This is a genomic window from Corynebacterium sp. HMSC062A03 (genome assembly GCF_001811145.1).
In the GTDB taxonomy this organism is placed as follows: domain Bacteria; phylum Actinomycetota; class Actinomycetes; order Mycobacteriales; family Mycobacteriaceae; genus Corynebacterium; species Corynebacterium aurimucosum.
In genome coordinates, this window is record NZ_KV803707.1 from 72477 (window position 1) to 89976 (window position 17500).

Annotated in this window: 16 protein-coding genes; 9 read left to right on the top strand and 7 right to left on the bottom strand. The window is 61.0% G+C overall.

What is annotated here, in order from left to right; translation table 11 throughout:
- Positions 1-104 precede the first annotated feature (104 nt).
- Positions 105-608 (bottom strand): GNAT family N-acetyltransferase, encoded by a 504-nt coding sequence (locus HMPREF2781_RS11510; RefSeq protein WP_070646150.1) that lies wholly within the window; start codon positions 606-608, stop codon positions 105-107.
- A 163-nt stretch (positions 609-771) separates the two neighbouring features.
- On the opposite strand from HMPREF2781_RS11510, the gene HMPREF2781_RS11515 reads away from it, so the two are divergent.
- The 5 genes from HMPREF2781_RS11515 (at position 772) to HMPREF2781_RS11535 (ending at position 6693) form a co-directional block, all read left to right on the top strand.
- Positions 772-1596, top strand: coding sequence for a TatD family hydrolase (locus tag HMPREF2781_RS11515; protein WP_070447195.1), 825 nt, complete (start codon positions 772-774; stop codon positions 1594-1596).
- Positions 1597-1840: 244 nt separating this feature from the next.
- Complete coding sequence (locus HMPREF2781_RS11520) at positions 1841-2989, top strand: resuscitation-promoting factor (protein WP_070646153.1); 1149 nt, start codon at positions 1841-1843, stop codon at positions 2987-2989.
- 33 nt (positions 2990-3022) lie between these two features.
- Positions 3023-3865 carry a 16S rRNA (adenine(1518)-N(6)/adenine(1519)-N(6))-dimethyltransferase RsmA gene (gene rsmA / locus HMPREF2781_RS11525; RefSeq protein WP_070646156.1) on the top strand — a complete coding sequence of 281 codons (843 nt, stop codon included), beginning with the start codon at positions 3023-3025 and terminating at the stop codon, positions 3863-3865.
- The gene (locus HMPREF2781_RS11530; RefSeq protein ID WP_070447189.1) at positions 3862-4800 is read left to right on the top strand and encodes a 4-(cytidine 5'-diphospho)-2-C-methyl-D-erythritol kinase; all 939 of its coding nucleotides are present in this window, start codon (positions 3862-3864) and stop codon (positions 4798-4800) included. The genes rsmA and HMPREF2781_RS11530 overlap by 4 nt, the downstream gene beginning before the upstream one ends.
- Before the next feature lie 57 nt (positions 4801-4857).
- Entirely contained in the window at positions 4858-6693 is a 1836-nt protein-coding gene (locus HMPREF2781_RS11535) for an ABC-F family ATP-binding cassette domain-containing protein (RefSeq protein ID WP_070447187.1), read from the top strand.
- Positions 6694-6715: 22 nt separating this feature from the next.
- Here the strand turns inward: HMPREF2781_RS11535 and HMPREF2781_RS11540 are convergent, their stop codons facing one another.
- The gene (locus HMPREF2781_RS11540) at positions 6716-7630 is read right to left on the bottom strand and encodes an AEC family transporter (protein ID WP_070447185.1); all 915 of its coding nucleotides are present in this window, start codon (positions 7628-7630) and stop codon (positions 6716-6718) included.
- A 158-nt stretch (positions 7631-7788) separates the two neighbouring features.
- On the opposite strand from HMPREF2781_RS11540, the gene HMPREF2781_RS11545 reads away from it, so the two are divergent.
- Both HMPREF2781_RS11545 and HMPREF2781_RS11550 read left to right on the top strand, forming a co-directional pair.
- On the top strand, positions 7789-8376 hold the full coding sequence (locus HMPREF2781_RS11545) for a hypothetical protein (protein ID WP_236659297.1): 588 nt from the start codon (positions 7789-7791) through the stop codon (positions 8374-8376).
- A 98-nt stretch (positions 8377-8474) separates the two neighbouring features.
- Positions 8475-8795 carry a putative quinol monooxygenase gene (locus HMPREF2781_RS11550; protein ID WP_070447180.1) on the top strand — a complete coding sequence of 107 codons (321 nt, stop codon included), beginning with the start codon at positions 8475-8477 and terminating at the stop codon, positions 8793-8795.
- 72 nt (positions 8796-8867) lie between these two features.
- On the opposite strand, the gene HMPREF2781_RS12670 is transcribed toward HMPREF2781_RS11550, so the two are convergent.
- A complete protein-coding gene (locus tag HMPREF2781_RS12670) occupies positions 8868-11450 on the bottom strand; it encodes an acyltransferase family protein (RefSeq protein WP_246821863.1) in 2583 nt (860 codons plus the stop codon).
- A gap of 148 nt (positions 11451-11598) precedes the next feature.
- Between HMPREF2781_RS12670 and HMPREF2781_RS12675 the strand changes: the two genes are divergently transcribed.
- Positions 11599-11880 carry a hypothetical protein gene (locus HMPREF2781_RS12675; RefSeq protein ID WP_210386037.1) on the top strand — a complete coding sequence of 94 codons (282 nt, stop codon included), beginning with the start codon at positions 11599-11601 and terminating at the stop codon, positions 11878-11880.
- A 60-nt stretch (positions 11881-11940) separates the two neighbouring features.
- Here the strand turns inward: HMPREF2781_RS12675 and HMPREF2781_RS11560 are convergent, their stop codons facing one another.
- The gene (locus HMPREF2781_RS11560) at positions 11941-12738 is read right to left on the bottom strand and encodes an HAD family hydrolase (protein WP_256375099.1); all 798 of its coding nucleotides are present in this window, start codon (positions 12736-12738) and stop codon (positions 11941-11943) included.
- A 97-nt stretch (positions 12739-12835) separates the two neighbouring features.
- On the opposite strand from HMPREF2781_RS11560, the gene HMPREF2781_RS11565 reads away from it, so the two are divergent.
- On the top strand, positions 12836-13870 hold the full coding sequence (locus tag HMPREF2781_RS11565) for an enoyl-CoA hydratase/isomerase family protein (RefSeq protein WP_070646166.1): 1035 nt from the start codon (positions 12836-12838) through the stop codon (positions 13868-13870).
- Between the two features lie 7 nt (positions 13871-13877).
- Here HMPREF2781_RS11565 and HMPREF2781_RS11570 read toward each other — a convergent pair whose 3' ends face one another.
- From HMPREF2781_RS11570 to HMPREF2781_RS11580, 3 genes are read right to left on the bottom strand one after another with little or no spacing between them, the layout of a single operon-like run.
- Positions 13878-15038: a DUF6882 domain-containing protein gene (locus HMPREF2781_RS11570; RefSeq protein WP_070447173.1), complete on the bottom strand. Its 1161-nt coding sequence runs from the start codon at positions 15036-15038 to the stop codon at positions 13878-13880.
- The gene (locus HMPREF2781_RS11575; RefSeq protein ID WP_070646169.1) at positions 15038-16201 is read right to left on the bottom strand and encodes a glycosyltransferase family 4 protein; all 1164 of its coding nucleotides are present in this window, start codon (positions 16199-16201) and stop codon (positions 15038-15040) included. The genes HMPREF2781_RS11570 and HMPREF2781_RS11575 overlap by 1 nt, the downstream gene beginning before the upstream one ends.
- 8 nt (positions 16202-16209) lie before the next feature.
- Entirely contained in the window at positions 16210-17406 is a 1197-nt protein-coding gene (locus tag HMPREF2781_RS11580; RefSeq protein ID WP_070646172.1) for an NAD-dependent epimerase/dehydratase family protein, read from the bottom strand.
- Between the last annotated feature and the right edge of the window lie 94 nt (positions 17407-17500).

Below are 17500 nucleotides of genomic sequence, written 5' to 3' on the forward strand. Positions count from 1 at the left end.
CCCGCTTTGCCTCAAGATCTGGCCAGATCTTTGGCAACAATGGCAGTGCCGTCACTGAGGCGGGGCGTAAGACAGTGCCGTCGCTGGGGTGGGGCGTCAATCCTTTAGGGGCGGTCGAAGTCGTGCTGTAGGTGCACCAGACCGAGGCGGACACCATCCTTGGTGTGGATATTGGGCATGCGGCCGGTCTCCACGAAGCCAAACTTCTTATGCAGAGCAATGGAGGACTCGTTGGTGTCCACGATGTAGGTAATCATCGTCTCCACGTAGTCATTTTCCTTCGCGTGATCCATGAGCGTGTCCATGAGCTCGCTGCCCACGCCCTTGCCGCGCGCAGACTCCGCAATATAGATAGAGTCCTCCGCCGTGCCGTAGTAGATAGCCGGGGTGACAAACTGGAAGTAGGCGGCCCAGCCAACGATTTCGTCGTCGTCCACGGCCACATAGACGGGAAAACCTTCCTCCTCCATCTGCGCGAGCCACTTTTCGCGGTCCTCTACGGACTCCTGCCAGGTGACGAGGTTAGTGGCCGGCTTCGCAGCGGAGGCGGCATTGTAGATGGCGGAGATTGCGGGGGCGTCGGCAAGCTCTGCGGGACGAACGTGCATGATGTTCCTTAAACCATGAGTTGCAAGTGGGTGAGGTCTATCCAGCGCCCAGCTTTGCGGCTGACTTCTTTTAACGTTCCTACAGTGGCAAAGCCGAACTTCTCATGCAACTTGATAGCTCAGCGTTAGGGGCTGGCCTAAGTCGGTGACTACACTCGCAGCCATGTCTAAGAAGAAGCCACGCCCCACGCCCGTGCCCGCCGAAGGTATGAGCCAGCTTATCGACGCCCATACGCACCTCGCCTCCTGCCGCGACGCCGACGCTGACCTTGTTGCCCGCGCTCATGCTGCTGGAGTTGAGCGCATCGTCACCGTGGGTGATGGTTTGGCCGAGGCGGAGAAGGCTTTGGCCGCAGCACACGAGTTCGACAACGTGTATGCGGCCTGCGCGATTCACCCGACGAAGGCTCAAGAACTCGATGAGGCCGCCCGCGCGCGCCTGATCGAGATGGCAGCGGACCCACGCTGCGTGGCCATTGGGGAAACGGGGTTGGATACCTACTGGATTCACCACGAGCCGGAGCGCACCGCACCCCTTGAGGTCCAAGAGGAAGCGCTGCGCTGGCACGCCGAGTTGGCGGCGAAGGTGGGCAAGACACTGATGATCCACAATCGTGAGGCTGATGAAGATCTTATGCGCGTACTGGGGGAGTGCGCCCAGGCGCCGAAGGTGATGCTGCACTGTTTCTCTTCACCGTTGGAGGTAGCCAAAGAAGCCCTTGAGCGCGGTTATGTTCTTTCCTTCGCTGGCAATGTGACTTTCAAGCGCAACGAAGAAATGCGCCAGGCCGCAGCGCTTGCCCCAGCCGGCCAACTGCTCATTGAGACGGATGCGCCGTATATGACACCGGAGCCTTTCCGCGGTGCGCGCAACGAACCATCCTTGATCGGGCACACCTATCGCTGCGTGGCCGAAGCGCGCGGTCAAAAGGTGGAGGATTTGGCTGCCGAGGTGACTGATACCTTCGCGCAGGTCTTCGGAGTGTGACGATTCTCACCCAACGCAAAAGTGCTGCTCATAGGTGGCGTGCGTGCTTGTTGTGGCAAGTGTGTTGCTAGTGGTCCTGGCGTGTAAATACGTCTCGATCGTTGAGTTCTGTTACCGTATCGTTATTCAAAGTTAGTCCGGCCTTGATGTTGCCGGCCGGCGCGCCCAGAGTGCGCCATGACAGGTGCCAAAGGTAGGAAGCTGCCTTTCGTGCACACAGCATCGCAGAGACGAGTAAAGGTTTATGTCCCCGAAGAAGCAGATCAAGCGAATCAATAACTCCCGCTCCTTGCCGCTGCGCATGGCCACCGGCGGTGTGCTCGGCACCCTTGCCGTGGGTGGTGTTGTTGCCGTTGGTGCCCAGAAGGACATCACGCTCGACGTCAATGGTGAGACCACCGAGCTGGCTACCTTCGCTGGCGATGTCAACGCCGCTCTCGAAGCTGCGGGCGTCAACGTCGGGGGAGAAGACGTTGTTTATCCCGCGCTGTCAGAGCAGGTTTCCGACGGTGATTCGATCACCGTTCGTACCGCTAAGCCGGTTGCGGTGACCATCGATGGTGTTGAAAAGCAGCTTTCCTCCACTGAACTCACGGTCTCTGACCTATTGGGCGGCCTCGATGGTATCGCCCCGGGAGCTGCCATCACTTCCGGCTCCAAGACCGTGAAGGAGGATGAAACGGTGACTGAGGGCATGAACCTTGAGGTTACGTCCCCGAAGATCATCAAGATTTCTGACGGCGGTTCCGTCTCCTACGCCAGCGTTGCCGCTAAAACCGTGGAAGACGTGCTGGAAGCCCGTGGAATTTCCGTGGGCAAGGATGACCGAGTATCCCCAGCGTTGGATACCCCGGTTAAGGCCGGCACGGCCATCACTGTGGACCGCGTCGAGATTTCCGAGGAAGAAAAGACCGAAGACTTCGATGCCCCCGCCGACTTTGTCGACGATCCTGAGTTGGAAGAGGGAACCGAGGAAGTCCGCGAGGAAGGCACCCCTGGTTCCCGTACCGTGACCCGCAAGATTGTGAAGGTCAACGGTAAGGAAGAGTCCAACGAGATCATCAAGGAAGACGTCCGCAATGAGGCCGTCGCCGCCGTGATCGCGCGCGGCACCAAGCCCAAGTCCACCGCCCCGGCCGTTGCCGAGGGCTCCGTGTGGGATGCCCTGGCGCAGTGTGAAGCTACCGGCAACTGGTCCATCAACACCGGCAACGGTTTCTCCGGTGGTCTGCAGTTCACCCCGTCGACCTGGGCTGCTTTTGGCGGAACCGAGTACGCCCCGCAGGCATGGCAGGCCTCCCGCGAGCAGCAGATTGCTGTGGCCCAGAAGGTTCAGGCCGCACAGGGCTGGGGTGCATGGCCCGCCTGCACCTCGAAGCTTGGTCTGCGCTAAAGCTTCCGAGCCGCGCGTATTAGTCTGGATGACATGACACAACCCCACCTGCTAGGCCCGGTGGAAATCCGCGAGCTCGCCGCTGAGCTCGATGTGACGCCGACGAAGAAGCTGGGCCAGAACTTTCTCCATGACCCCAACACCATCCGGCGCATTGTTGCCGCTGCGGACCTGAGTTCGGAGGATCGCGTGGTGGAAGTCGGCCCTGGTCTGGGTTCGCTGACCTTGGGGCTGTTGGGAGAGGTGGAGCACGTCACGGCAGTCGAGATTGACCCGCGTCTGGCAGGCAAGCTCCCAGACACTGTGGCCGCGCGGGCGGGCGACTTTGCGGAGCGCCTCACCGTGGTGGAGAAGGATGCACTCACCGTTGAGGCGGGGGAGCTGGGGGAGCCGACCGCCTTGGTGGCCAACCTGCCCTATAACGTGGCGGTGCCGGTGCTGCTCCACCTGTTGGAGGTCTACCCATCGATTCGCCGTGTTCTGGTCATGGTGCAGCTGGAGGTAGCTGAACGCCTCGCCGCCGCGCCGGGCAGCAAGGTCTATGGCATACCTAGTGTGAAAGCATCTTTTTATGGCCCCGTCCGCCAAGCCGGCACGATTGGCAAGAACGTGTTTTGGCCGGCACCCAAGATCGAGTCAGGACTGGTGCGTATCGACTGCACCCGCCCTTTCGACGAGGAGCTGCGACCACGGCTCTTTGCGCTGATCGACGCCGCCTTTGCCCAACGCCGCAAAACGCTTCGCGCCGCCTTAGCGGGCTTTTATGGTTCCGCCGCGGCAGCAGAGGAAGCGTTACGCGCGGCGGAAATCGATCCGCGCCTGCGCGGTGAGAAGCTGGGCGTGGAGGACTTCGTTCGATTGGCGGAAGTCTCATGAGCAAGACGGTAAACGAGTCCCCGCAGCTTTGGCAGGCGCGCGCCCACGCCAAGGTCAACCTACACTTGGGCGTCGGTGAGGCCCGCGCGGATGGTTTCCACGAGCTAGCTACCGTCTTCCAGTCTCTCGACGTGCACGATCGCGTGAGCTACCGCTGGAGCGAGGGAAGCACCGTGGAAGTCACCGGCAACCATGCGAAGGGCGTTCCGGCAACGACCGAGAATCTGGCATGGCGCGCGGTGGAATTGGTGGCACAGAGCCTCATGCTGCCGGCTGCTGGAACGCTCACGATGGAAAAGAGTATCCCGGCCGCCGGCGGCATGGCTGGCGGTTCTGCCGATGCCGCCGCAGCCCTGCTTCTGGCTAATCAGGCGTTGGGTACCGAGTTTGGCCGCGAGCCGCTCAGTATGGAGAAGCTCTACGAGCTTGCCGCGGATCTGGGTTCCGACGTTCCTTTTACCCTCATGGGTGGCACGGCCTTGGGGCGCGGGCGCGGCGAGCTCTTGACGCCGATGCTCTCGCGTGGGCGTTATATCTGGGCAATCATCACCAATGTGGAGGGCTTGTCAACGCCCTCTGTCTTCCGCAAGCTGGACGAATTGCGCGCTGCCGGCCGCGGAAGCACACCGCACCTCGACACTGAAGCCGTGGGGCAAGCCCTCGTGGGCGGCAACCCTCGCGAGCTCGCCGCGGTGATGCACAACGACCTCCAACCGGCAGCCCTTTCGCTACGCCCAGACCTGCGCAAGATTCTTGATACTGGTGAGGCCGCCGGCGCCCTCAAAGGGATTGTCTCCGGCTCTGGGCCAACCTGTGCCTTCCTCTGTGAAGATGAGGAGACCGCGCAGGAAGTAGTGGCCCAGGTCTGCGCCGATAACCGCGGCACCAATGGCCTAGTAACCACGGGACCGGCGTCAGGCGCCACCCTGTTGTAGGGGCAGCGGCTGCGTTCTTCGTTCAGCCACGCTGAGACACTAAGATGAACTCTCGATATGGCGAACCTCATTAACCTTGAAAATGTAACCAAGTCCTTTGGTCTCAAGACCCTGCTGGACGGGGTCTCCCTCGGCGTGCAAACCGGTGATCGTATCGGCATCGTCGGCGTCAACGGCGGCGGCAAAACCACGCTGCTGGAGGTCCTCACCGGCATCGAATCCCCGGACTCGGGCCGTGTGTCCCACAATTCGGATTTGCGCATGGCGGTGGTAACCCAGCGCTTTGAGCTGGAGGAGTCCCTCACCATCGCCCAGGTCATCATCGAGCCGCTTGGGTTGGAGACATTCGAATGGGCGTCTAATGCCAAGGTGCGCGATGTCCTCGGTGGCCTCGGCATCGTTGACCTAGGGCTAGACACCCCTGTGGGCTCGCTCTCTGGTGGTGAGCGCCGCCGCGTCAACCTGGCCGCCGCACTTGTTCAAGACCTCGATATTGTGGTGCTCGATGAGCCGACCAACCACCTTGACGTCGAAGGCGTGCAATGGTTGGCCAGCCACTTACTTTCGCGCAAGCTGGCGGTCGTCGTCGTCACGCACGATCGCTGGTTCCTCGACACCGTCGCCACCACGACCTGGGAGGTGCACGATGGTGTCGTCGATGCTTACGAGGGTGGCTATAACGACTGGACCTTTGCCCGCGCCGAGCGTGCCCGCCAAGCTGATGCTATCGAGCAGCGCCGGCAGAACTTGGCGCGCAAAGAGCTGGCGTGGCTGCGCCGCGGGGCACCGGCCCGTACCTCGAAGCCGCGCTACCGCATTGAGGCGGCTGAGGCACTCATCGCGGATGTTCCTGCGCCGCGTGACAAGGTTGAGCTCATGGCCTTCTCTAAGCAGCGCCAGGGGCGCGTCGTCATTGAGCTTGAGGATGCCAAGGTCACAACCCCGGATGGCCGCACGCTGGTGGATCACCTCACCTGGCGGCTGGCGCCGGGCGAGCGCATCGGCCTCGTCGGTGTTAACGGTTCGGGCAAGACCACGCTGCTGCGCGCCCTTGCGGGTGAAGTAGGGCTCGCCGCCGGCAAGCGCATCGAGGGCAAGACCGTGCGGCTGGGCTGGCTTCGCCAAGAACTCGATGACTTGGATCCGCAGCGCCGGCTTCTCGACGCCGTCGAGGACGTCGCCACCTACGTCCACCTGGGAAAGAAGGAGCTCTCCGCCTCTCAGCTGGCTGAACGTCTGGGCTTTTCCGCCAAGCGCCAGCGCACGCCGGTCGGCGATCTTTCCGGTGGTGAGCGCCGCCGCCTGCAGCTGACCCGCGTGCTCATGGCAGAGCCGAATGTGCTGCTTCTCGACGAGCCCACGAACGATCTCGACATCGATACTCTTCAGGAGCTGGAGTCTCTTCTAGATTCGTGGCCCGGCACCCTGGTGGTGATTTCCCACGATCGTTACCTCATCGAGCGCATCGCCGATAACACGTATGCGCTGTTTGGGGATGGCAAGCTCACCAACCTGCCGGGAGGCATTGAGGAATACTTGCGTCGCCGCCAAGAAATGGAAGCTGCCACCGCCCGCGGCGTTCTCGACTTGGGGGAGAGCTCCAAGAACACCGACGAACAAAGCGCGGAAGCCGCCCCGACCAAGCGTTTGAGCTCTCAGGAAGAGCGCGAGCTGACCAAGAAAATGAATGCGCTGGAACGCAAGATGAGCAAGCTCGACGACAAGACCGCGAAGCTGAATGAAAAGATGGCACAAGCCGCGGAGAAGATGTCCTCTGGTGAGGGGGACAGTGGTGAGCTAGCGAAGCTCGACACCGAGCTCAAAGCCGTTGCCGCCGAGCGCGAAGAACTCGAGATGGAGTGGCTGGAGCTGGGGGAGAAGCTCGAAGGCTAGTGCTTGACGGTTTGGCCTAGCCCTACCCAAAGAACCCGGCGATAGCCAGCATGGCCGGCAGGGAGAGGAAGGTGGTGAGGAAGACCGTATCGCGCGCCACCGTTTCTCCCGATTGGTAGGTCGCGGCATAGTTGTAGACGTTCTGCGCGGTCGGAAGCGCGGCCAAGATGAGCGCTGCGTAAAGCTCGTTGCCGCTCAGCCCCAAGGCTAGGCCTGCCGCTAAGGCGATGGCTGGCATGGCAATGAGCTTAAGAACCGTGGCGGTAATCGTCGGCAGGCGGTCGTTGGTCAGCAACCCTTTACCTGTAAGGGAGGCTCCGAAACTCATGAGGATCATCGGAATGGAAGCACCACCGAGGATCTCGAGGGGTGCCATGATGACATCGGGGACCTGCCAGCCAGCTGCAGAAACGATGAAGCCGGCGATGGCCGCGATGACGACAGGTGCCGTAAGTCCGGAAACCACGGAGCTGGCGATCGAACGCAGGCTTGTCCCCTGAGCGTTGAGGCCGGCGATGATGAAGGGGGAGAGTACCGCCATCTGGAGTACGAGTGCTGGCACCACAAAGGTGGCATCACCGATGACATAGGTCGCGATGGGCAGTCCAATGTTGACGGAGTTGTAATAGCTTGCCGCTGCCGCACCGGCCATCGTTTCTGCTCCGCTTCGCCGGAAGAACAGTGCGCTGAGCAACCCATACAGTGCCATCGTGGTGACTGAAGCAATCGCAATGACAGCGACAACGGGAGAGGTGAAGGCAGAGGTATCTGAGGTGGCCACGCTGGAAAAAATCAGCGCCGGGGTGGCTGCCCAGAACGCTGTGCGGTTGAACTGCAGGCGCGCCTCGCCCTCGCCAATAACGCCTCGGTGAGCCAAGAAGAAGCCCACCCCGATAACCACAAAAATGATGGCGAAGCCGGTTAAGACGTCCAGCAACAGTGATCAACCTTTCGAATAATTGTGAAAGCTAGCCTTCGGTCATTCTTTCACGTCGTGGCGCTGACGCCGGCAGGGGATAACAAAGTGGTATCGAAAATCCCCTAGAGCCGAGCAGACCTTCACTGCGCTCGCAGTTGTATGGCACGGTAGAAGGCATGAATTCCTTCCGTCGTGTTTCCCGTCTGTCCGCTACTGCCGCCGTGGCAGCATCCCTTAGCGCCGCTTTGTCGGTCTCCGCGGCCCAGGCCGCCCCGGTCAACTTTTCCTCCGCACAGCCGCAGGAACTGAACCAGCTGTCCTCCCAGGCCGTTGAGCAGGTCAACTCTTTAGAGATCGAGCTGCCTGCGCAGGCTTATGACCTGGCCAAGCAGTACAACGTCGAGCTGCCAGGCTTCATTAAGAAGCCGACCCCGGCCGTGGCAAATGAGCTCGTTGGTGCAACCCACGCCCACCTGCTGAAGCAGGGCCACCACGAGGATGCCAACGCCAAGAACATTGCCCAGGAGTGGGCAAACCAGGCCGCGGCTGGCAAGGTCACCTTCCAAGACAATGTTGGCGATGGCCTGACCCACCTGGAAGAGGGCAGCGGCAACATCTACAAGCTCACTGAGTCGGAAGCGAAGGACCGCGTGAACTGGCTCAACCGCGACGTGCCCGTGACCAAGACCGATGGCACCGGTTTCGGCGTAGCCCAGGCCTTTGATGGCACCCACGTCTACGTAGCGGAGTACTTCTTCAACTAAGCCGCCGCGCGGTTTATGAAAGCCGCCCTAGCAGAAGGCCCTGCCGCCTCAGGCAGGGCCTTCTGCACGTTTTCGTGGAGAGCGTTACAGTGGGGCACATGATTTTGATCAACGTACAGTTCCACGTTAAGCCCGAGTACGCGGATACCTTCCTGGACGAGATTGACTGGTACACCAAAGCATGCCAGGCAGAGCCCGGCTGCATCGACTTCAAGTGGTTCCGCGATCCGGAAGACAAGCAGCGCTTCCTGCTGCTTGAGTCCTACAAGGATGGCACTGACGTCGACCACGTCAACACCGAGCACTTCAAGCGCTCCTGCGAGGAGTTCCCGAAGTACCTGGTGGAGACCCCGGACATCATCAATACTTCCATTCCAGGTAAGACGGAGTGGGATAAGATGGCTGAATTCTCGGTCTAAACCGCATGCTTAAACAAAAGCCGCCCAGCTGTGAAGCTGGGCGGCTTTTCGTGATTCTTAGGTCTTTGTCGCTTAGCTGGAGCACACTGTAGTGAGGTTCTTCTCCCCGTCTGCGTACTGTTCGAGGGCGGCGTACAGAGCATCCGCGTACAGGTGCGCGCCTTCGGGTAGCGGGTGTACACCGTCGTCGTAAAGCATGGCAGGATTCTCCTGCGCTACTCCGCACCAGTCTGCGATATAGACGTTGTCGTGCGTCGTTGCGGCCTCGATGATTTCGGCGCGCGCCGGCCCCATCCAATCGCGCTCACCGTAAGGCAACACGAGGACCAGTGTGCGCTCGGAGCCAACGATGTCGATGAGCTCGTCCATTTGGCCCTCAAACGTAGCTCCGTTGGTGCCCAAGCCCATAAATACGGTGGAGCGCAACTGCCCGGAATCCTTCAGCCCCTGAACCACGGGCAGGGCTGCCGAATAGTGGCGGGAGATAGCAGCGTCGATACTGATACCCGGGAAACGCTCACTAAGTGCTTCGGAAGCAGCAAGCATGACAGAATCACCGATCGCACTGATTTCGTTGCCAGTGGGTATCGCGCGCTTCTCCTTCGGCTTTGCAGTTTCCGAGGGCTGTGCCGGAGCGGAGCTAGCAGCCTGCTCGTTGGACTGCGCCATGCGCTCGAGCTCGCGCTCTAGTTCGCTCTTATCCTCCGAGGTCACCAGGGCATAGCCCACACCGAGCAGAGATAGCACGACGATGACGGGGACTGCAGGCCACAGGGCCTTGCCAAAGCCATCCTTAATCTCCTCCATGCTGGGGCGTGCCGACCAATAGGCATGCCACGTGGGGCGGAATCCGGCGCGGCGGAAGGGGTTTTCTACAAACTGGTAGGTCACCTCTGCCAGCAAGCAGCTCAGCGGAAGGCAAAGGAGACCCAGGAGCCACGAAGGGGCATCGGACAGCGCGTGGACAATCATGACTACCGGCCAGTGCCAGAGGTACAAAGAGAAGGAACGCTGTCCCAGCCAGCGCATCACGCGGGTGCGGAAGATCCAGGTGAGGGGGCCGGTTTCCCGCACCACTCCCCAAATCATCGCCGCGCCGAGCACACTGGTGAGGACCAAACCACCGCGGTAGGTGAATTCGCGGTCCGCGCCCATCCATACCAGTTGGGCAAGGTAAGCAACTAGTGCGAGAGTTCCAACGGCACCGGCAAGAGTGCCCTTGTTTGCTGCCGGCCAAGAGTCGGCGTCGACGTCCTTGTCGGTGGAGGTCAAAAGCAGGGACAACATTGCGCCAATGAGGAGACCGAAGGCATGGGTATCGGTTCCGTAGTACACACGGGTGGGATCCTCGCCCGGGGTGAAGATGAGCGCCATCGCGACGGCCGAAGCAATCGTGAGGATCAGCGATACCGCGATGGGCAGACGCTTGGGCTTGCGGCGGGAAATGGCAAAGATGCCAAACATCAGCAGGGGCCAAATCAGATAGAACTGTTCCTCGACGGCCAAGGACCAATAGTGCGCGAAGACCTGCACTTCATTTGGCGCAAAGTAGGTTTGGCTGGTGGCGATTTGGGTCCAGTTGTTGACAAAGAAAAAGGTGCCCAAGAATTGCTGGCGGATGCCTACTGCTAGGTCGCCGCCGATGAGGGCCACAATCGCAGTACATATCGAGAGGACCACGAGGGCGGCGGGGAGAATGCGCCGGAAACGGCGGATCCAAAAATCCTTGAGGCTGATGCGCCCAGTCGCGTTGAATTCACGGACCAGCAGCGAGGTAATGAGGAAGCCGGAAAGGACAAAGAACATGTCCACGCCGAGGTAACCGCCGGGGAGGATATCCCCGAAGAAGTGATAGATCACTACGGCGAGCACCGCGAGACCACGCAGACCATCCAAGCCCGGTACTTGACGCAGCCGGGCGCGTCGACGGCGTGGTTTGGTTGCAGGTGAAGTTGTAGACGGGGCGGCTGTGCTGCGGGCGGATGCACTGGCAGCGGCAGGAGCCGTGGCGGGGGCCGTAGCCGCAGTGGCGGACGTCGCGCTTGCCGTTGCGGCGCCTACCGCTGCCGCGGTTGCAGTTGCCGGAGCCGCGGCAGCAGCAGTGGATTCTTTCGCTACTGGCCGCTTTGCTGAACGGCGCTTTTCTTGTTTTGTGCTCAGTACCCCGACGGACTGTGAGCGACGAGCCAGAGCCCGCGAAATCTCATTCTCGGGCCCGGCGGTTTCTTTTTTCTTTTTTCCCTTTCCCTTTCCCGGTTCTTTGGCCTGTTCAGGTGCCTCGGCCTTGATGGCCTCAGTGCGCTGGGCTTTTTGGCGCTCTTCGCCCTGTGCAGGATTCTTAGTAGGTTTGGGAGTCTTTTCTTTGTGTGCAGCCGGTGCCGGAGTCGAGGCCGGCTTCTGTGTTGTGGCAGCTGTAGGGGACTTTGCCGCAGCGGGCTGGGAACCTGGTGTGGCGGCCGGAGTCTTGCTGGCACGGCTGGTCTCCGAGACCTTGTTTCCCGGAACAGAAGTCTTGTTCTGCTGCTCAGAACCTGTTTTCTGCGGGGCAGGGCTCTGCGTGATCGGGCGGCGAGGGACGGTGCGTCGTGGGCCGCGGCGGCCAGTCGAGACTACGTCAGCCTCCTCGCGGGCTTTGACGAGTTTGGCCTTCTTCACCGCCGCAGCTTTGGGAAGGGCGCTCGGCGACAAGTCCAGGGTGAAGTCTTCCGCTGGCCGTGGGCGCACGCGGCCAGGCCGCGCGGCTGGGCGCTGAGTGCTGGGCCGCTGAGCTCTGGGCGTAGCGCTTTTATCCGAGGTGGTGGGCTTGGCGGGTGAGGTCGACTTTCCAGGCTTCGTGGTGTCAGTAGGTGCGGTGGATGGAGAAGCCGATGAGGGCTTGACAGCCGTAGTGGACTTAGTAGACGCGGCTGAGACTTTAGATGCAGTAGTCGACGTTGAAGAAGGCTTCTGTGAAGCGGAAGGGGAGTCCGGAGTGGAACTCGATGTGGATGATTCGCCTTTTGCCAAGCGTGACACCATCGACCGCAAAAACTTCTTCACTTCACACTCCGCAGGTAGACACCGTGGTTCGGATACTGAGGCTTAGTAACCCGAGTAATCCTACTCTGTGCGCGTGGCTAGTCGGTCAAGGAGTCAGGGGAGCGTGTTAGGTGCGCAAAAGCTGGCGAAGCACGGTGCTGACGCCGTTGTCAGTATTGGGAGGAGCAATGATGTCCGCTAGGTCTTTCAGCTGCGGATGTGCGTTCTCCATCGCGACGGCTGTCCCGGCAGCGCGCAGCATTTCGAGATCATTGAGGTAGTCACCGAAGGCCACGGTGGCGGTGATGGGTACGTTGGCGAGTTCAGCGAGCTTGACTAAGGCTGCACCTTTATCCACGCCGCGAGCCATGACATCGAGCCAGACTTTGCCCGATACCGCCACGTTGTCTTCCGGGACAGCGTGGACAATGGGTTTGTAGATGTGTGCCTCTGAACCGGATTCGCAGAAGATGGCGATCTTGATGATGTTGCTATCGGGGACGGCGTCTAGGTCATCGACCCACGTGACCGCCTTGTAGTACTTGGAGATCTCTGCGCGGGCTGCATCGGATGCATCCCGCCCGACATAGGCGGTTTTAGGTGAGCACAGCACCACGGTGTGCTCCACATCCATGGCTGCTGAGGCCTCGCGTGCTGAGTGCACGGTCGCTTCTGGGAGCGGGAATGTCGCAATGATGTCGCCACCACGCATGACTACTGAGCCATTTTCAGCGATGAAGGTTTCGCCTTGCGGGAACATCTGCTTGAGTGTTGCCAGTTGGCGCCCTGAGGCCGGAACTAGCTCGCATCCACGGTGCGCGGCAAGCTCCTGCAGCTCCGCGAAGTCCGCTGGTAGTTGGCCGTGGGCATCGAGGAGCGTGCCGTCCATGTCAAGAGCAACAAGTTGTGGGAGCAAGAAAGTCACACCAATCTAAACGGGTTGGGCTAAAAGCAGAAACCATGTCCAAGGTAGCGCCAAAAATAGGTGGCTGAAACATTTGTGATATGGAACACTGGTGCGCATGACTATGACTGATCCAGTACTCGTTTCTGTCCGCAACCGTACCGGAGTCCTTGAACTCAATCGCCCGAAGGCTCTGAATTCTTTGAACCCGGAGATGATTGACATCATCCGCCGCTCCCTCGAAGCGTGGGCGCAGGATGACGAGATTGAGCAAGTCCTGATTCATTCCAACAGCCCCAAAGCTTTTTGCGCCGGTGGCGATGTGCGCCACGCACGGGAGGGAATCGCGGAAGGACAGTTGGAGGAAGTCGATGCCTTCTTCGCCAGCGAGTACCTCACTAACGGTGATATCGCCGAGTTCCCGAAGCCCTATATTGCCGTCATCGACGGGGTTGTGATGGGTGGTGGATTGGGTATCTCCATGCATGGTTCGCACCGCGTGGTAACTGAGAAGGCCTTCGCGTCGATGCCGGAGATGAATATCGGCTACGTCACGGACGTGGGAGTGGCCTATGCAGCGCAGCGCATGGTGGGCACACGCGGAGTAGCTTCGCCGGGCTTGGCAAAATTCTGGGGGCTCAGCGGCTACCGCATGTATGCTGCGGACATGCTGTGGACGGGTGTCGCAACCCACGTGGTTAAGGATGCCGCTGAGTTGATTGAGGCAGCTATCGAGCGGGGCATCGACGCCGCACTGGAGGATCTAGCTTTGCCAGCACCACAACAGCCGGCGCCGTTGGAGCAGGTAGCCAAAGACTTGGAGGAGACCTTCGCGCTGCCGACGTGGGAGGAGATTTCCGCGGAGCTCGACAAGCGCCCAACCATTGCCGGCGAAGTACGCCGCCTCATGGCCGCCGCCTGTCCAGCCGCCATCGTTGCGGCCAATGAGCTTTATGAGGCGGAGGCTGCTGTCGACGATATCCGCGAGGCCCTCCTACTGGAGCTCAAGCTGGGCATGCACATGTACCGCCGCCCCGATTTTTCCGAAGGCGTGCGCGCGGTGCTGGTGGACAAGACCCAGGATGCTGCGTTTAACCCAGCGACCACCGAGGAGGTTGACGCCGAAGAATTCCGCGCAGTGTTGAACTCCTAGTTAGGACTTATAGGCCACGTGCCTGCTGATAGGCGGCGCGCGCCCGGTGTTCATCCACTCCTTCAGGCACGGCAACGTTAAGGGTGGCCTGCGTGGCGGCCGGGGTCGGTGCGGGCAGATGGAAGGCAGGGGCATCGGTCAGCGCCAGCCCCTGGCGACCATCGGGCAGCTGCACAGGCAATAGGGTCCACAGTCCCAAGACCGGCATGGCTAACTGCGGCAGGCGCACCGAGCGCGCTTCGGGGATCGACACACGGGCGCGAATCAGCTCGGGGAGAGCATTGTCATAGCCGAAGCGGCGCAGGTTCGCCGCTGCTTGGGCGGACATGGAACTAGATAGCTCGTCCGCCCATGCCCAGGTGAACGTGTCCGTGGATGCGTCGAGAGTAGCAATGAGGTGGGCGGGAACCGTGAGCGAACCATAATCAGAGTTGACCACGGTGCGAGACGTGCCAGGGGCGAGGTCCGCAGACAGGTTGGGGAAGCGGGCCTCCAAGAAGAAATTATGCTCGGTGGCAAGAAAGTGGGCGTCAGCCAATACATCGCGTGCGCTAAGCCCGGCCTGGCCTGAGGGGTGGGGAAGGGCCGCGATCCGAGTGCCGTGGAAGCGCGCGAGGCCTTCTGCTGCCACCGGTGCCACGCCTAGATAGGAGGCGAGCTCAGAGGTAGCAAGGCGCTCGTCGACGCCCCCTTCGACATCCCCCGAGCGTTCGAGCCCGGCCAGGATGCTAACACGGGGATCCGGGGGGAGCTCCGTGAAATCGACGGCGACGAGTGCTTCGCCCTCACCCTGTGGGACGCGGAGAACGGGCCGGTCACCCACCAACCGCCGTGCTAAGCCGCGAAGCAGGGCGGAATCGGGCTGTGGTCCGTGGAACTGAGGTTGGGGCGCTTGTTCCGTCAAACCCGTGGCCCAGTGCAGCTGTCCATCCTGGATGGTGGCTAGACGCAGTCCATCGAAGTCATAGCTCCCTGAATCAGTACTAAAGCGCACCACCGCGCGCTGGTCTTGGTCTGGCTGCGCTGCTTGTCGGGCTTCGGGGGCTGGGGCAGCGGGCGTGAAGTTCACTTCGACGTCGCGCACGTCGCCCAAGCGGGACGTAAACGTGGCGTCGATGCCGGCTTGGATAAAAGCGCCTGCGGAGTACAGGTTCTGGGCGGAATCCATTAGTGCTCCTTGACTTCGATTTCTTCCCTGCGGAAGGGGTGTTCGATAGCCTCCTCGTAGGCGTGGAGGAGGGCTTGGGTGGATTCTACCCAGGAATACTTTTCAGCCTCGCGGCGGGCGGCAGCGCCCATCGTCTCCCGGCGGGCAGGGTCTTCGAGGAGTCCGACCGTGGCGCGGGCCCAGGCCTCATCATTGGCGTCGGGAGCGATGAGGTGCCCGGTCACGCCTTCTTCAATGACGAAGGGGATACCACCAGCATTCGTGCCGACGACCGGCACGCCCGAGGCGAAGGACTCGAGTGCTACCAGCCCCAAAGTCTCCGTGGCGGAGGGGAAGAGGAAGACATCCCCCACGGCGAATGCAGCGGCGAGCTCCTCGCCAGACAGGTAGCCGGTGAACACTGTGTGCACAGGATCGAAGCTAGCCTTGAGCTCCTCCAAAGCGGGACCATCGCCAACGATGGCCAGGCGGGCGTCGCTAAGCTGTGCCCGCACTAACTGCATCACGTGGTCGAGGCGCTCCAAGTCCTTCTCTTTGGACACTCGGCCGATATAGGTCACCAGCGGGGCATCCGGGTTACCACCGGCGAGGCGCTCGCGCATCTGTGCTGTGGCGCGATCGGAGTGATAGGTCTGCGTATCCACCGCCTTGGGCCACAACTGCACGTTGCGGATCCCCATCGTCCGAGCCTTATCCACCATGGGGCCAGAGGTGCACAGGTTCACCGCCGCCTGGTTGTGCAGGTACTTCAGAGCGGCCTCAGTCAGCGGGCGGGTCCATCCGATGCCCAGCGCATCGACGTATTCAGGCACGTTGGTGTGGAAGCTCGCCACCAGCGGCACGGCATCGCGCTGCGCGGCGAAGACGCCGAGGGCTGCAGTCCAAATGGGGTTGACCGCGTGGATGACATCGGGATCGAAATCTCGGATCTCCTTGAAGAATTTCCACGAAGGCAGGCCAAACTTGATCTCCGGGTAGACCCACAGCGACAGACTGGGGATGCGGGTGACCTCGAAGCCGGCATAGGAGTCAGGAGCCTTGCCCGTGGCAAAAATCCGGACCTCGTGGCCCATCGCGGCTAACTGGTCCAGCGTGCGCGTCAGGCGCGTGACCACGCCGTCGATCTTGGGCAGGAAGACCTCAGTAACGATTGCGATGCGCACGGTGGGACTTAAGCCTCCGTGGAAGGAACGCCGGCGTGCTGCTGGCGTGTCCATAGTGACTGCGCCGGAATCTTGGAGCGGTCCGCGCGGTCGGCGTACTTACGCGCAACCTCCTCGACCTCATGGAGCAACCCCTCCGACAAGGTGGTCGGCTTCAGCCCTAGTTCGAGGAAAGTGTCGTTGGTGACGTGGAGTTCATTCTCCGCGGATTCCTTGCGCGGGTTCGGCACATAAGCCACTTCCGCACCAGAAATCTTCGCCAGCAACTCTGCCAGGTCACGCACGCGGTGGGTTTCGGTCATCTGGTTGATGATCTTCACGCGCTCACCGCGTGCCGGCGGGTTCTGCAGCGCTAGCTCGATGCAGCGCACCATGTCACGGATGTGGATAAAAGCGCGGGTTTGTCCGCCGGTGCCGTGCACGGTCAGCGGATAACCAATACCGGCCTGAATGAGGAAGCGGTTGAGCACCGTTCCGTAGTCACCGTCATAATCAAAGCGGTTGATCAGGCGCTCATCCTTCTGGGTCTGCTCAGTGTGCGTGCCCCAGATGATGCCCTGGTGTAGGTCGGTGATGCGCAGCTCATCATTTTTGGCGTAGTAGGCAAACAGGTGCTGGTCCAGCACCTTCGTCATGTGGTAGACCGAGCCCGGATTGGAGGGGTAGAGGATTTGCTGCTTGACGACGCCATTCTCCCCCGCATCCACCTGTACATCCAGGTAGCCCTCCGGGATCTTCATGCCGGCGGTGCCGTAACCGTAGACACCCATGGTGCCCAAGTGGGCGACGTGGATATCTTGCTCAGACTCGACAATGGCGGCGAGCAAGTTGTGGGTGGCGTTGATGTTGTTATCCACCGTGTAGCGCTTGGTGCGCGAGTTCTTCATGGAATAGGGGGCGGCACGTTGCTCAGCAAAGTGCACCACAGCATCTGGGCGCTCGGTATTCAGGAAATCCAACAAGCCGTCGTAGTCCTGGGCCACGTCGAGGTTGCGGAAGCCGATGGTCTTGCCGGAGACCTCGGTCCACGCAGCCAGGCGCTCCTCAATGGAGGCGATGGGTGTTAAGGATTCCGCGCCCAACTCCTCATCGATGGCGCGCCGGGAGAGGTTATCCACGATGATGACATCGTGGCCTTGGTCGGAGAGATAGAGGGAAGCGGGCCAACCGCAGAAGCCGTCTCCGCCGAGAATCGCTACCTTCATTTGTTATCTCTCCACATCACTGTCGGGGGCATGAGTTAGGGCGCCGCCGACGATGGGGGAGAAACCCGTCGCGGCGGCAAGCACTTTTCAATAC

Bases quoted from the DNA above. Each gene is read 5' to 3' on its own strand.
- HMPREF2781_RS11510 (WP_070646150.1), bottom strand. From the start codon at position 608: ATGCACGTTCGTCCCGCAGAGCTTGCCGACGCCCCCGCAATCTCCGCC.
- HMPREF2781_RS11515 (WP_070447195.1), top strand. From the start codon at position 772: ATGTCTAAGAAGAAGCCACGCCCCACGCCCGTGCCCGCCGAAGGTATG.
- HMPREF2781_RS11520 (WP_070646153.1), top strand. From the start codon at position 1,841: ATGTCCCCGAAGAAGCAGATCAAGCGAATCAATAACTCCCGCTCCTTG.
- rsmA (WP_070646156.1), top strand. From the start codon at position 3,023: ATGACACAACCCCACCTGCTAGGCCCGGTGGAAATCCGCGAGCTCGCC.
- HMPREF2781_RS11530 (WP_070447189.1), top strand. From the start codon at position 3,862: ATGAGCAAGACGGTAAACGAGTCCCCGCAGCTTTGGCAGGCGCGCGCC.
- HMPREF2781_RS11535 (WP_070447187.1), top strand. From the start codon at position 4,858: ATGGCGAACCTCATTAACCTTGAAAATGTAACCAAGTCCTTTGGTCTC.
- HMPREF2781_RS11545 (WP_236659297.1), top strand. From the start codon at position 7,789: ATGAATTCCTTCCGTCGTGTTTCCCGTCTGTCCGCTACTGCCGCCGTG.
- HMPREF2781_RS11550 (WP_070447180.1), top strand. From the start codon at position 8,475: ATGATTTTGATCAACGTACAGTTCCACGTTAAGCCCGAGTACGCGGAT.
- HMPREF2781_RS11565 (WP_070646166.1), top strand. From the start codon at position 12,836: ATGACTATGACTGATCCAGTACTCGTTTCTGTCCGCAACCGTACCGGA.
- HMPREF2781_RS11570 (WP_070447173.1), bottom strand. From the start codon at position 15,038: ATGGATTCCGCCCAGAACCTGTACTCCGCAGGCGCTTTTATCCAAGCC.
- HMPREF2781_RS11580 (WP_070646172.1), bottom strand. From the start codon at position 17,406: ATGAAGGTAGCGATTCTCGGCGGAGACGGCTTCTGCGGTTGGCCCGCT.